The sequence below is a fragment of the Pusillimonas noertemannii genome (assembly GCF_003096595.1).
GTDB lineage: Bacteria > Pseudomonadota > Gammaproteobacteria > Burkholderiales > Burkholderiaceae_B > Pusillimonas > Pusillimonas noertemannii.
This window is the reverse complement of the sequence record NZ_QEKO01000002.1, coordinates 75,862-89,931: the sequence shown is the minus strand read 5'-3', so window position 1 is coordinate 89,931 and position 14,070 is coordinate 75,862. Positions and strand designations below refer to the sequence as shown.

Annotated in this window: 12 protein-coding genes and 1 tRNA gene; 12 read left to right on the top strand and 1 reads right to left on the bottom strand. The window is 61.9% G+C overall.

The features are described from left to right. Positions 1–9 precede the first annotated feature (9 nt). The gene (locus tag C7440_RS07525) at positions 10–1,110 is read left to right on the top strand and encodes an aromatic ring-hydroxylating dioxygenase subunit alpha (RefSeq protein ID WP_026067840.1); all 1,101 of its coding nucleotides are present in this window, start codon (positions 10–12) and stop codon (positions 1,108–1,110) included. Between the two features lie 23 nt (positions 1,111–1,133). Continuing rightward, positions 1,134–2,474 (top strand): homogentisate 1,2-dioxygenase, encoded by a 1,341-nt coding sequence (gene hmgA / locus C7440_RS07520; RefSeq protein WP_116518560.1) that lies wholly within the window; start codon positions 1,134–1,136, stop codon positions 2,472–2,474. A gap of 75 nt (positions 2,475–2,549) precedes the next feature. Here the strand turns inward: hmgA and mutM are convergent, their stop codons facing one another. Continuing rightward, positions 2,550–3,377, bottom strand: a complete 828-nt coding sequence (gene mutM, locus C7440_RS07515; protein WP_116518039.1) for a bifunctional DNA-formamidopyrimidine glycosylase/DNA-(apurinic or apyrimidinic site) lyase — start codon at positions 3,375–3,377, stop codon at positions 2,550–2,552. An 85-nt stretch (positions 3,378–3,462) separates the two neighbouring features. Between mutM and C7440_RS07510 the strand changes: the two genes are divergently transcribed. From C7440_RS07510 to hsdR, 10 genes are all read left to right on the top strand, one after another. Then, positions 3,463–5,226 carry a tetratricopeptide repeat protein gene (locus C7440_RS07510; RefSeq protein WP_243410864.1) on the top strand — a complete coding sequence of 588 codons (1,764 nt, stop codon included), beginning with the start codon at positions 3,463–3,465 and terminating at the stop codon, positions 5,224–5,226. Further along, complete coding sequence (gene lolB, locus C7440_RS07505) at positions 5,226–5,813, top strand: lipoprotein insertase outer membrane protein LolB (protein WP_116518037.1); 588 nt, start codon at positions 5,226–5,228, stop codon at positions 5,811–5,813. The genes C7440_RS07510 and lolB overlap by 1 nt, the downstream gene beginning before the upstream one ends. A gap of 6 nt (positions 5,814–5,819) precedes the next feature. Next, entirely contained in the window at positions 5,820–6,779 is a 960-nt protein-coding gene (gene ispE, locus C7440_RS07500; RefSeq protein WP_017523940.1) for a 4-(cytidine 5'-diphospho)-2-C-methyl-D-erythritol kinase, read from the top strand. 1 nt (position 6,780) lies between these two features. Continuing rightward, a tRNA-Gln gene (locus C7440_RS07495) sits at positions 6,781–6,857 on the top strand. 115 nt (positions 6,858–6,972) lie between these two features. After that, on the top strand, positions 6,973–7,923 hold the full coding sequence (locus tag C7440_RS07490) for a ribose-phosphate pyrophosphokinase (protein WP_026067843.1): 951 nt from the start codon (positions 6,973–6,975) through the stop codon (positions 7,921–7,923). A 104-nt stretch (positions 7,924–8,027) separates the two neighbouring features. Continuing rightward, complete coding sequence (locus C7440_RS07485; RefSeq protein WP_116518036.1) at positions 8,028–8,663, top strand: 50S ribosomal protein L25/general stress protein Ctc; 636 nt, start codon at positions 8,028–8,030, stop codon at positions 8,661–8,663. A 178-nt stretch (positions 8,664–8,841) separates the two neighbouring features. Next, a complete protein-coding gene (gene pth / locus C7440_RS07480) occupies positions 8,842–9,447 on the top strand; it encodes an aminoacyl-tRNA hydrolase (RefSeq protein ID WP_116518035.1) in 606 nt (201 codons plus the stop codon). Continuing rightward, positions 9,448–10,224 (top strand): CPBP family glutamic-type intramembrane protease, encoded by a 777-nt coding sequence (locus C7440_RS07475; RefSeq protein WP_116518034.1) that lies wholly within the window; start codon positions 9,448–9,450, stop codon positions 10,222–10,224. Positions 10,225–10,335: 111 nt separating this feature from the next. Further along, a complete protein-coding gene (gene ychF / locus C7440_RS07470; protein WP_017523945.1) occupies positions 10,336–11,427 on the top strand; it encodes a redox-regulated ATPase YchF in 1,092 nt (363 codons plus the stop codon). A gap of 230 nt (positions 11,428–11,657) precedes the next feature. After that, positions 11,658–14,048: an EcoAI/FtnUII family type I restriction enzme subunit R gene (gene hsdR / locus C7440_RS07465; protein ID WP_116518033.1), complete on the top strand. Its 2,391-nt coding sequence runs from the start codon at positions 11,658–11,660 to the stop codon at positions 14,046–14,048. The last annotated feature ends 22 nt before the right edge of the window (positions 14,049–14,070 follow it).

Below are 14,070 nucleotides of genomic sequence, written 5' to 3'. Positions count from 1 at the left end.
GCAATGTCAATGTTTATGAAGAATTGCTGGTATGTTGCTGGGTGGGCGCACGAAATTCAATCCGACGCCTTGTTCACACGCACTATTTGCGGCAGGCGTCTCGTATTCTGGAGAGACCGGGCGGGCGCCCTCCATGCCATGGACGACAGATGCTGCCACCGCGGCGCGCCTCTTTCCATAGGCCGCAAAGAAGGCGACAACATTCGTTGCATGTACCACGGGTTCTTGTTCGACATCAATGGCGTGTGCATCGAGATACCCGGCTACGACAAGATTCCGCCCAAGGCGCGCGTTCGCAGCTACGCGGTCGTAGAGCGTTCGCGCTGGGTCTGGCTGTGGATGGGCGATCCGGAGCAGGCCGATGAAGCGCTCATTCCCGACACACATTGGCTCGATGACCCGGGCTGGGCTTGTACCCCACCCGGATATCTGCATTTCGATGTCAACTATCAACTGCTGAATGACAACTTGCTCGACTTTTCCCATCTGGCCTATGTGCATGCCAATACCCTGGGCGGAAGCGAAGAATACGCACAGCTGCGTTCTAAAATTGAACGTCTTCCACGTGGCTTGAGGATTACGCGCTGGTTCATGGATCGTCCTCCCGCTCCGTTTGCCGAAAAGCTGGTACGGGCAAAAGGCATATCGGGCAATGTAGACCGGTGGAATAACTACGACTTTCTATTGCCGGGAGTCCTCATCATGGATTCCGGCTTTGCGCCGGCCGGCAGCGGGGCAGAGAAAGGCCATCGCGACGAGGCCATTGAGTTTCGCCATTGCCAGGTCGTCACCCCCGAGACCGAGAACTCCTGCCATTATTTTTTCGCCCAGCCGCGCAACTTCGACCGGGACGACGAGGCGGTGAACCAGGCGCTTTACAAAAGCGTTCTTACCGCCTTCGGTGAGGACAAGGCAATGATCACGGCTCAGGCCGATAGCCTGAAGGCCGATCCGGCATTCGAGCCGGTGGCTTGCGGCCTGGACGCCGCGCTTGGGCAGTTTCGCTGGATGATCGACCGTCAGATAGAGGCCGAGCGCCAGGAAGCAGCGGGCGCGCCTTTATCCGAAAGCGTTGGCCATATCGAGCCTGCGGCTGCAAAATTGGCATGAGCAATACGGAAAAGGAAACCAATATGCCGGAATCCCCCGCCTTTGAAAGTGGGCCGCCATCAACTTCTCCAGGCGGCTATATGTCGGGCTTTGGCAATGAACACGCTACGGAAGCGTTGCCCGGCGCCTTGCCCGTCGGACAGAATTCGCCCCAAAGAGTTGCTTACGGCCTGTATGCCGAGCAGCTTTCGGGTACGGCTTTTACCGCGCCACGCAGCCGCAACCGCCGGTCGTGGCTGTACCGTATTCGGCCGGCCGCCGTGCATCGGCCATTTGAACCGCTTTCCAGCGAACACCTCGTGGCGGATTTCAATACGGTGCCTGCGACGCCCCCTGATCAGCTACGCTGGAACCCCGTGCCCATACCCGAACTTGCCACGGATTTCGTCGCCGGATTAAGAACCATGGCTGGCAACGGCTCCGCCACCCAGATGAGCGGTTGCGCTGTCCACGTCTATGCGGCGAACCGCTCGATGACGGATCAGTTCTTTTGCGATGCCGACGGCGAACTGCTCATCGTTCCCCAACGGGGGCGCTTGCAGCTGGACACTGAAATGGGGCGCATAGACATCGAGCCCCTGGAAATCGCCGTCATTCCTCGCGGTGTCCGGTTTCGCGTGATACTGCCCGACGGCGAAGCGCGAGGCTACGTCTGTGAGAACTTCGGCGCCTTGTTCCAATTGCCGGATCTGGGGCCGATAGGCTCGAACGGCCTGGCCAACCCGCGCGATTTCATGACGCCGCAGGCAGCCTACGAAGACCTGGCCGGCCGCTTCAAGCTCATTACGAAGTTCGGCGGGCTGTTGTGGCAGGCCGACATGGATCATTCGCCGCTCGACGTGGTTGCCTGGCATGGCAACTATGCGCCCTACAAATACGACCTGCGCCGCTTCAATACGCTGGGCAGCATCAGCTTCGATCACCCTGACCCGTCCATCTTCCTGGTGTTGCAATCGCCAAGCGATACGCCTGGTGTCGACAACATCGATTTCGTGATTTTCCCTCCCCGCTGGCTGGTGGCTGAAAATACCTTTCGGCCGCCCTGGTTCCATCGCAACATAGCCAGCGAGTACATGGGGCTGATTCGCGGCACCTACGACGCCAAGGCAGAGGGCTTTGTACCGGGAGGAAGCAGCTTGCACAATTGCATGACCGGCCATGGTCCCGATGCCGAAACCTTCGCACAGGCATCAGTTGCCGACGTAGCCCGGCCCCGCAAGGTGGAAGACACCATGGCGTTCATGTTCGAAACGCGCCATGTCATCCGCCCGACCCGGTTCGCCCTGGAGAGTCCGCTGAGGCAGTCCGATTACTCCGAGTGCTGGCAGGGCATAGAAAGCCATTTCCAGCCGCCCGCGAAGTAGATTTCCCCAGGCGCGCAGGCAAAAGGGGCCGGCTTTGCTTGCGGTAAAAACTGGCCGCCCGGCGGGGCGGCGCTATTAGCGCCGCTGGCAGCTCGGGCAGTAATACGTGGCCCGCTGGCCTTGCACGATGCGGCGGATGGGCGTGGTGCACACCCTGCAGGGCTGTTTCTCGCGGTCGTACACGGCTGCGTGTATCTCGAAATAAGCGCCTGGCTGGCCCGAGGCGTTGACATAGTCGCGCAGCGTGCTGCCGCCCGAGGCCAGGGCGTCTTGCAGCGTGGCCTTGATGGCTTCGCACAGCCGCTCGCAGCGCTGGAGCGACAGGCGGCCCGCGGGGGTGGACGGATGGATGCGGGCGCGAAACAGGGCTTCCGAGGCATAGATATTGCCCACGCCGACCACGATGTTGCCCGCCAGCAGGGCCTGCTTGATGGCCACGCGCTTGCCGCGCATCTGCGCATGCAGGAAAGCCGGAACAAGGTCGGGGCCGAACGGCTCTACCCCCAGCCTGGCCAGCAGGGGGTGCGCCAGCAGGGGGCCGTCGCGGCTGTCGTGCCAAAGCACGGCGCCGAAGCGGCGCGGATCATGCAGCAGGAAGCGGGCGTGGTCGAATATCCATTCGATGTGGTCATGCTTGCGCCGGGGTTCGTCCGGCGGCGCGCTGCGCAGCGAACCGGACATTCCCAGGTGGATGATCATGGTACCGTGGTCGAAGTTCAGCAGCAGGTATTTGCCGCGCCGTTCGCAGCTTCGCACGGTCTGGCCGGCCACGCGGGCGGACAGGTCGGGGGGCACCGGCCAGCGCATCCGCGGTTCGTGCACCAGCAGGTGGCGCAGCGGCTGGCCGGGCATGACCGTCGCAATTCCGCGACGTGTGGTTTCAACTTCTGGGAGCTCGGGCATGGCAGGGTGCTAACATCGCTAAATCTGATTATGTATTTTCGCCATTTTGCGCTTCTCGAATCGGCGCCGCAGCGGCGGTTGATGAATGAAACTATCCAGTCTTCTGTTTTGGGCAGTATCGGCAAGTTTGTGTGTACAGTTTCCCGCGACGGGGCATGCGGCGCAAGACGAGGTCGTCGAGCAGATACGCTTGCGCGCCGGCGAACCGCCGGCGATCAGCCTTACCTCCGAGCTGCTGTACCGCATCTTGCTGGCCGAAATCGCCGCCCAGCGCGGCGACTTTGACGTTGCCAGCGCGCAGTTCCTGAGCCTGGCAAAGGATACCTCTGATCCGCGCCTGGCTCAAAAGGCGTTCCGGGCATCGATTATCGACCGCAACATGGCGCGTGCAAACGAGGCGGCCCAGCAATGGGTGCTGCTGGCGCCGGGCGACCCCGAGGCGGTGGCCAGTTCGCTGGCGCTGGCCGCCTCGAACGGCCAGACGGACGGCATGGCGTCGGCGTTGTGGCAACGCATCGAAAAGGCCGACGACAAAGACACCGCCATCCTGCAGGCGGCCGCCATCATTTCCAAGCTCAACGACAAAAACGTGGCCCTCGACGTACTCGAGCGCACTTTGCGCCAGCCGGTTCGTTCGCTTCCGATCTCGCATGTCGTGCTGGCCGATGCCGCCTGGGCGGCCGGCGACCCCGCACGCGCGCTTGACGAGGCCCATCAGGCCCAGGCCCTTGACTCGGGCCTGGAATCAGCCGCCCAGCGGGTGCTCGAATACGGCATGAGCGTCGACCCCGAGGCGGCGCTGGCTGAAACGCGCGCCTTCATACAGGCGCATCCCGATGCGTCCAAGACCCAGCTCCTGCTGGCCAATCATCTGGTCCGGCGGGGTGATTTCGACGGCGCCCTGCAGGTGGTGCATGTCCTGCGCCAGCGCACGCCCGAAGATTTCGACCTGTTGTACACCGAGGCCGAGATCAATTTCCGCGGCAATCGGCTCGATGCGGCGCGCAACCTGCTGCTGCAATATGTCAATGTGCAGACCCAGCGGCGCCAGTCGGTCGACGACCGGGCCAGCAACGCCATGGGCGACGCCTCGGACGCCCGGCTGATGCTGGTGAAGATCGCAGAAAAGCAGGGCGATCTGGCCGAGGCCATACGGCAGCTTGAGCAGATCGACGACCCTTCGCTGATGTTCCAGGCGCGTATCCACAAGGCTGTGCTTGAAAGCCGGCAGGGCAATCTGGCCCAGGCCCGGCGCACCATCGATGCCCTCAAGCCGGCCGACAACCGCGAGCGCGCCGTCATTGCCCTGACGCTGTCCTCCATTTTGCGCGAGGCGGGCCGCACCGAGCAGGCGGTCGAAGTGCTGGTCAAGGCCGATAAAGACCTTCCCGACACGTCCGAGATCAAATACGACCTTGCCATGCTGTATGAAAGGCAGGGCCGCTTCGACGATTTCGAGACACTTATGCGGCGTGTCATCGAGCTCGAGCCCGACGACGCTAATGCCTACAACTCGCTGGGCTACACTTTTGTCGACCAGAACACGCGGCTGGACGAGGCCCGCGACCTGCTCGAGCACGCGCTCGAGCTCGAGCCCGACAATCCCTATATTCTTGACAGCGTCGGCTGGTATTTCTTCCGCGTGGGCGACTTTGACGCCGCACGCGAGTATCTCGAGCGCTCGTACGAACTGATGCCCGCGGCCGACGTCGCGGCGCACCTGGGCGAGGTGCTGTGGCAGTTGGGCCAGCGCGACGAGGCCCGCCGCGTATGGCGTGCCGCGCTAGAAAAAGACACCGACAATGAAGTGCTGAACAAAACGATGAAGCGCTTCGGAGTATCGCGCTGATGCCAGAAACCTTTCTTCCCGCGCGTCGCGTGCTCTTGATGGGCAGCCTGGCGTTAGCCACCATGCTGGCGGCCGGATGTGCCTCGCCGCCCCGCATCGACCAAGCGGCCGACGGGCCGTCTTTTGACCGTGGCGGGCGTTTCGCGCTGCTGGTTGAACACCGCGGCGGCAAGCAAGACGCCGTGCAGGGCGGCTTCGCCTGGCGCGACACGGCGGGCGGGCAGCGGCTCGACCTGGCCAACCCCCTGGGCAATACGCTGGCGCGTATCGACGTCCAGCCGGGCCGCGCCCTGCTTACGCGCAGCGACGGCTCCACCGAGGCGGCCGCCGACCCCGATGCGCTGGTCGAGCAGGTGCTGGGCAGTCCCATTCCCGTAGGCGGCCTGCGCGACTGGCTGCGCGGACGGCTTGCCCCCGGCCCCTCTGAACACGTAGAGAAAGACGCCGACGGCCGGCTTTCGCGCTTTGCCCAGAACGGCTGGCGGGTCGAGCTCTCTCGCTACGACGAGCTGGGCCCCCGCCTGCTGCGCCTGCGCCGCACCGAGCCGGCGCGCGACATCAGCCTGCGGCTGGTCATCGACCCATAGCGGGCCATGCGCCTGTACGACGTTCCCGCGCCGGCCAAGCTGAACCTGTTCCTGCACGTCACAGGGCGCCGTGAAGACGGCTACCATTTGCTGCAGACGGTATTCCGCTTCATCGACTTGTGCGACATGCTGCATTTCGAACGCAGCAGCGACGGCCTTGTCGTGTGCGACCACGAGATTCCCGGCTTGCCCGCCGAAGAGAACCTGATCGTCAGGGCGGCCAGGGCCCTGCAGCAGGCCACCGGAGCCAAGTGGGGGGCACGGATTTCCTGCGACAAGCGTATTCCCGCCGGTGGCGGGCTGGGCGGGGGCTCCAGTGACGCGGCAACCACGCTGATCGCGCTCAATCGCCTGTGGGAAACCGGCCTGAACCGCCGCCAGTTGATGGAACTGGCGCTGCCGCTGGGCGCCGACGTACCCGTTTTTGTGTACGGGCAACCCGCCTTTGCCGAAGGCGTGGGTGAGGTATTGACGGGTGTCGACCTGCCCGAACGGGCCTACCTTGTTGCGCAGCCTGCCCAGCATGTTTCGACGCCCCATGTTTTTACCGACCCTGGCTTGACACGTGACACAAAAAGCATCAAAATGTCGGTCTTTGCTGATTGGGTGCTTAGGCATCAGTTGCAAGCGAAAGGCGGGCAAGCGAAGCAAACGCTTGAAAGCGGCTTGAATGGCAGTTGCGGTGTTTTTTTTGGCCGCAACGACCTTGAACCTGTAGTTAGGGCGCGCTATCCTGTTATAGAAAAAGCCTTGGCTTTTTTAAGGCAGAACGGTATATGCGCACGCATGACGGGTTCGGGTGCCTGCCTTTTTGCAGAGTTTGTAACGCATGAGCAGGCCCTGCTGAATCAGCAGAAAATTATCGGTAAAATACCCTACTGTGGCGACACGGTTCCGGTCATCGAAGCAGCTTGGGCTTGCCACGGGTTGCTCGATCATCCCTTGCGGTATTGGACAAAAGATTAATTGGGGAATCGCCAAGCTGGTTAAGGCACTGGATTTTGATTCCAGCATGCGAAGGTTCGAATCCTTCTTCCCCAGCCATTTTCACGCAGTCATGGCTAACGGCCATTGGCGCGTACAACAAGCTGTTGAGTCTGCGTGCTTCACCGGCGCGCGTCAACAGCTTTTTAATTGACGCCACGGAATCTCATCCATCATGGCAAATGACAGATTCATGATCTTCACCGGCACCGCCAACCCCCGTCTGGCGGTCGACGTTGTCAATCATCTGGACATGTCGCTCGGCAAAATGACCGTAGGCCGTTTCTCCGACGGCGAGGTCATGGTCGAAATCAATGAAAACGTCCGTGGCAAAGACGTATTCGTCCTGCAGCCCACCTGTGCTCCCACCAACGACAACCTGATGGAAGTCATGGTCATGGTCGACGCACTGCGCCGGGCCTCGGCGGGGCGCATCACCGCCGCCATTCCCTATTTCGGCTACGCCCGGCAAGACCGCCGGCCCCGTTCGGCGCGCGTTGCCATTTCGGCCAAAGTGGTGGCCAACATGCTGCAGGTCGTCGGCGTCGACCGCGTCATGACCATGGATCTTCACGCCGACCAGATACAGGGCTTTTTTGACATTCCCGTCGACAACGTCTATGCCGGCCCCATTTTGCTGGGCGACATCTGGCGCCGCAACTACAAGGATGTCGTGGTGGTTTCCCCCGACATCGGCGGCGTGGTGCGCGCACGGGCCCTGGCCAAGCAGCTCGAGGCCGACCTGGCCATCATCGACAAGCGGCGTCCGCGTGCCAATGTGTCCGAGGTCATGAACATCATCGGCGAAATCGACGGCCGCACCTGCATCATCATGGACGACATGGTCGATACGGCGGGCACGCTGTGCAAGGCCGCGCAGGCGCTTAAAGAGCGCGGTGCGCGCGCCGTCTACGCATATTGCACCCACCCGGTCCTGTCGGGGGGCGCCATCAGCCGCATCAACGAATCCGAGCTCGACGAACTCGTGGTTACCGACACCATCCCGCTGTCCGAAGAAGGCAGCGCCTGCGGCAAGATCCGCCAGCTGTCCTGCGCTTCGCTGCTGGGCGAAACCATGCTGCGCATTTCCAACGCCGAGTCGGTCAGCTCGCTGTTCGTCGAGTAAACTCATTCGCCTTCCTGCTGGTCGCGGCAGGAAGGCGTTAGCGCGCAGCGCCTTGCGCTGCGTTTTTGAACGGGGCTTCAGCCCCTTGCATTTGGAGTATTTCCATGAAATTCAACGCCACTCAGCGTAGCGTACAAGGTACGAGTGCGAGCCGCCGCCTGCGCAACGCTGGCCGTGTTCCCGCCATTGTTTACGGCGGCACCGAGTCGCCCCTCAGCATCGAGCTGGATCACAACGAAATCTTCCACGCCCTGCGCAAAGAAGCCTTCCACGCTTCCATTCTCGACATGCAGCTTGACGGCAAGAGCCAGCAAGTACTGCTGCGCGCAGTGCAATGGCACCCGTACAAGCAGCAGGTCCTGCACGTCGATTTCCAGCGCGTCCTGGCCAAGCAGGCCCTGACCACCAAAGTGCCCCTGCACTTCGTCAACGGCGATTCCTCGCCCGCGGTCAAGGTGGGCAAGGCCATCATCAGCCACGTTCTGACCGAACTTGAAATCACCTGCCTGCCGGCCGACCTGCCCCAGGCCATCGAAGTCGACCTCAGCTCCCTCGAAGCCGGTGCCACGCTGCACCTGGCCGACATCCAGCTGCCCAAGGGCGTAACCTTCGTAGGCCAAGGCGAAGCAGCCAACCCCGCGCTGGCCACCGCTCTGGTCAAGGGCGGCGGTGCTTCGGCGGCCGACGATGCTGAAGAAGGCGGCGAAGCCGCTTCGGGCGACGAACCCGCAGCCGAGTAATCGCTTCCGGCACTCTGGAGCCGAACGCGGGCGCAGCCCATGTTCACATGGCTCCGGCAAAGCCCCCTCTGGTGTGCACCACAGGGGGCTTTGCTTTACGATAGGCGCTTTGCATGGAACCGCCTTGCGGTGCCGCCCAAGCCGTGTGCGCGCAAGTGCCCATCGGCCACATCATTTTATGAAACCTCCCATTCGCCTCATCATCGGCCTGGGCAACCCGGGCCCCGAGTACGAAGCCACGCGCCACAACGCGGGGTTCTGGCTGGCCGACCAGCTGGCTGACGACCTGCATGCCTCCTTTACGCTCGAAAAGGGTTTTTCGGCCTGGGTCGCCAAGGCGCGGGTCAACGGCGAGGCCGTGCTGCTGGCCAAGCCCACCACATTCATGAACCGTTCGGGCCAGGCGGCGGGCGCGCTGATGCGCTTCTACAAGCTCACGCCCGAGCAGGTGCTGGTGCTGCACGACGAGCTCGACCTCATGCCGGGCCAGGCCAAGATCAAGCAGGGCGGCGGCCACGCCGGCCACAATGGCTTGCGGGACATCCAGTCGGTTTTCTCCAGTCCCGCCTTCTGGCGGCTGCGCATCGGCATCGGCCATCCTCGCTCGCTGGGCCTGGCGCAGCAGGTCGTGGGTTTCGTGCTGGCGCCGCCGCGGCGCGACGAGCTTCTTGAAATCGAAAAAGCCCTGGAACGCTGCCGGGTGGTCGTGCCGGCATTGCTGCGCGGCGATTTCGACCAGGCCATGCAGCAGCTTCATGGCGGCAACAGTGTCCAGGGCGCTTGAGTGGCAACCGGCGCCTACGGCACGCATACCCTGAGGTTTCGCGACGAGTGGCGCGACTTCCTGCGCTTCGTGGCCAGGCCCCGCATAGCTCCGCGCCTTCCGGGCAGGCGGGGCGGCCACGGCGAATGGATGGACTGGTTCCCAGATGTGTCGGTGGGGCGCCTGTTTCGCTGGGCCTGCGTGCTGTGGGCGATCAACTTGCTGTTCCTGGGCCCCATCGCCCTGGCCGCCGCCGGCGCAGGCGGGGCAGAGCACCGGCTCGACCTGGGCAATATTCCCTGGCTGCAGGCCTTGCTGTGGGCGCCCATCGTCGAAGAATTGACTTTCCGGCATGGCCTTCGCCAGCCGGGCCGCGCGGTCTGGCTGGTGCCGGCCTGCGTGGTGGCGCTGCTGTCGGGGCCTCGCTGGTATGCCGTGGCGCTGGCGGGCATGGTGGTGTTGCTGTGTTGGTGGCCGTATTTGCGGCGCGTTCCGGCCAGGCCCGCAGCCTTGCCCTGGCGCTGGCGCCGCGCCTATCTGCGCATATTCCCCTGGGTGGTGCATGGCTCTTGCCTGCTGTTCGCGGCGGTTCACCTCAACAACTTCTCGTTGAACCAGACGCCTTGGTGGCTGATGCCCTTGCTGGTACTGCCGCAGTGGCTTACCGGCTTGGCGCTGGCCTGGCTGCGCGTGCGGCGGGGCATAGGCGCAAGCATGCTGTTGCACGGAATGTTCAATGGCGGGCCCTTGCTGGTGGTGTGGCTGGCCCTGCAGTGGATGCCCCTGCCGCCTGCTTAGAAACGATTCCCTGTGCCGAAGCCTGCGCCACGGGCGACAGCCCCCGCCGGCCGGTTAAAATAGATACTATTTGCTTGCGATTTCTCGCTTCATTCAACTTTCAGGATCTCCATGGCTTTGCAATGCGGCATCGTTGGCCTGCCCAACGTCGGAAAATCTACTTTGTTCAACGCCCTGACCAAGGCGGGCATTGCGGCGGAAAACTATCCCTTCTGCACCATCGAGCCCAACGTGGGCGTGGTCGAGGTGCCCGACGCCCGGCTGGCCGCGCTGGCTGAAATCGTCAAGCCCGAGCGTGTGCTGCCGGCCGTGGTCGAGTTCGTCGACATCGCCGGCCTGGTGGCGGGCGCATCGAAGGGCGAGGGCCTGGGCAACCAGTTCCTGGCCAACATCCGCGAAACCGACGCCATCGTGCACGTGGTGCGCTGCTTCGAAGACGAGAACGTCGTTCACGTTGCCGGCCGCGTCGACCCCATTTCCGACATCGAGGTCATCAACACCGAGCTGGCCCTGGCCGACCTGGCTTCCGCCGAAAAAGCCTTGCAGCGTCATCAAAAGACGGCACGTTCCGGCGACAAAGAAGCCATCAAGATGGTGGCCGCGCTTGAAAAGCTGATTCCCGTCCTGAACGAAGCCCGCCCCATACGCTCGCTTTCGCTCGACGAAGACGAACTCGCCCTGATCAAGCAGTTCTGCTTCATCACCGCCAAGCGCTGCATGTATGTGGCCAACGTGCGCGAAGACGGCTTCAACGACAACCCGCACCTGGATGCCGTGCGCAAGTACGCCGAAGCCGAGCACGCGCCGGTCGTGGCCGTATGCGCCGCCGTCGAGGCCGAGATCGCAGAGCTCGACGACGAAGACAAGACCGTGTTCCTGGAAGACATGGGCATGGACGAGCCCGGCCTGAACCGCGTCATCCGCGCCGCCTACACCCTGCTGGGCCTGCAAACCTATTTCACCGCCGGCGTGAAGGAAGTGCGCGCCTGGACCATCCGCATCGGCGACACGGCCCCCCAGGCCGCCGGCGTCATCCACACCGACTTCGAACGCGGCTTCATCCGCGCGCAAACCATTGCTTACGACGACTACATCGCCTGCAAGGGCGAGCAGGGCGCGAAAGAGGCCGGCAAGATGCGGGCTGAAGGCAAGGAATATGTGGTGAAGGACGGGGATGTGTTGAATTTCTTGTTCAACGTCTGATTAGTCGGTGCTGAATTTTCAGGTTGATACCTACTGCGAAAATAAAGGTAATAGGCAATTGAAAATAGGGTAATGAAGCGTGTATTACCCCATTTTTTAGAGGAAGCTGACGACATTCGAGCCCTCTGATAGTTGTTATCGAGGATAATCGTCACGAATTGATACGGCTTCAGCCCAGTAGCAGGCAAGCAGGCACAGATAAAAGTGCCAGTACGGAGGGGGGACAGGCTATGAATAAGCAGACACTCAGTGAGCGCGATATCTGCACTAAGTTCATCACGCCTGCTCTGGAAAAGGCCGGATGGGATGTTCTGACCCAGGTGCGAGAAGAGTTCCTGCTGACCAAGGGTCGCATCATCGTACGCGGCAAACTGCACACGCGCGGTCAGCACAAGCGCGCCGACTATGTGCTGTTCCACAAGCCCAACCTGCCCATCGCCGTCATCGAAGCCAAGGACAACAAGCACGCTGTCGGCTCGGGCATGCAACAGGCGCTTGGCTATGCCGACATGCTGCAAGTGCCTTTCGTATTCAGCAGCAATGGAGACGGCTTCCTGTTCCACAACAAGATCGCCAAGGACGGTGTGATCGAGCGCGAACTGGGCCTAGACGAGTTCCCCAGTGCCGATACGCTGTGGCGGTGGTGGGCAGAGCACCAGGGGCTGAGCACGCAGCAGCAGGCCCTGGTGGCCCAGGACTACTACAGCGATGGCAGTAACAAGATGCCCCGCTACTACCAGTTGCTTGCCATTAACAAGACCATCGAGGCGATAGCCAAAGAGCAGAAGCGCATTCTGCTGGTGATGGCCACGGGTACAGGCAAGACCTATACCGCCTTCCAGATCATCTGGCGGTTGTGGAAGTCGCGTGCCAAGAAACGCATCCTGTTTCTGGCTGACCGCAACATCCTGGTCGATCAGACCATGACCAACGACTTCAAGCCGTTCGGCGCTGCGATGACCAAGATCCAGAGGCGACAAGCCAACAAGTCGTATGAGATCTACCTGTCACTTTACCAAGCCGTCACCGGTAACGAAGAAGAACGGAACATCTACAAACAGTTCAGCCCGGAATTCTTCGACCTGATCGTGATCGACGAATGCCACCGGGGCAGTGCTGCCGAAGATTCGGCCTGGCGCGAGATCCTGACGTATTTCCACTCCGCCACACAGATCGGTCTGACCGCGACGCCCAAGGAAACCAAGGACGTTTCCAACATCGACTACTTCGGCGAGCCCATTTACACCTACTCGCTACGCCAGGGCATCGACGATGGCTTTCTCGCACCCTACAAGGTGGTGCGCATCGACCTGGACAAAGACCTGACCGGCTGGCGTCCCGACAAGGGCATGCTCGACAAGCACGGTAACGAGATCGAAGACCGTATCTACAACCAGCGTGATTTTGACAAGACGCTGGTACTGGAACAGCGCACGCACGTGGTGGCGCGCAAGATCAGTGAGTACCTGAAAGCCAGCAACCGCTTCGACAAGACCATCGTCTTCTGCGACAACATCGACCATGCCGAACGCATGCGCCAGGCGCTGGTCAACGAAAACGCCGACCTGGTGGCGCAGAACCACCGCTATGTCGTGCGCATCACCGGCGACAATGAAGAAGGCAAGATGGAGTTGGACAACTTCATCTTCCCGGAAAGCAAATACCCCGTCATCGCGACCACTTCCAAGCTGATGACCACGGGCGTCGATGCCCAGACCTGCAAGCTCATTGTGCTGGATCAACGTATCCAGTCCATGACCGAGTTCAAGCAGATCATCGGTCGCGGGACGCGCATAAATGAAGACTTCGACAAGTACTGGTTCACCATTCTCGACTTCAAGAAAGCGACCGAGCTGTTCGCCGATCCGGCTTTCGACGGCGATCCCGTCCAGATCTATGAGCCAGGCCCGGGCGAGCCACCGCTTCCTCCAGATGAAGAAGAAGGGGAGGCGTCGCCTGACGATGAATTCACCTATCCCACGCCGGACGACAACCCCACGTCCCCCGGCGGCGTAGCCGAACCGCTGCCAGGCGAGGAAGGCACCAACGTGCGTCGTTACGTTGTCGCCAATGTCGAGGTCAAGGTGGTGGCCGAGCGGGTGCAGTACTTCGACGCCAACGGCAAACTGATCACCGAGTCCCTGAAGGATTACACCCGTAACACCCTGGCCAAGGAGTTCGCGTCACTCGACGATTTCCTGCGCCATTGGAGCAAGGCCGAAAAGAAGCAGGCCATCATCGACGAGCTGGCTCATCAAGGCATCTTTTTCGAGGCTTTGGCCGACGAGGTGGACAAGCAATCCGGCAAGGATTTCGACCCCTTCGATCTGCTATGCCACGTGGCCTGGGACCAGCCCCCACTCACGCGCAAGGAGCGGGCCGAGCAGGTCAAGAAGCGCCATTACTTCGCCAAGTATGGCGAGCAGGCGCAAAAGGTGCTCGAAGCCCTGCTCGACAAGTATGCCGACGAAGGCGTGGCCGCCATCGAGGAAACGCAGATCCTCGCCATCGCTCCCTTCAACCGCCTGGGCACACCGATCGAACTGGTGCGTGCCTTTGGCGGCAAGACCCAATACCAACAGGCCGTGGGCGAGCTTGAACGTGAGCTCTACCGCGCCTGACCAGAACTAGACCCAGGAAGTA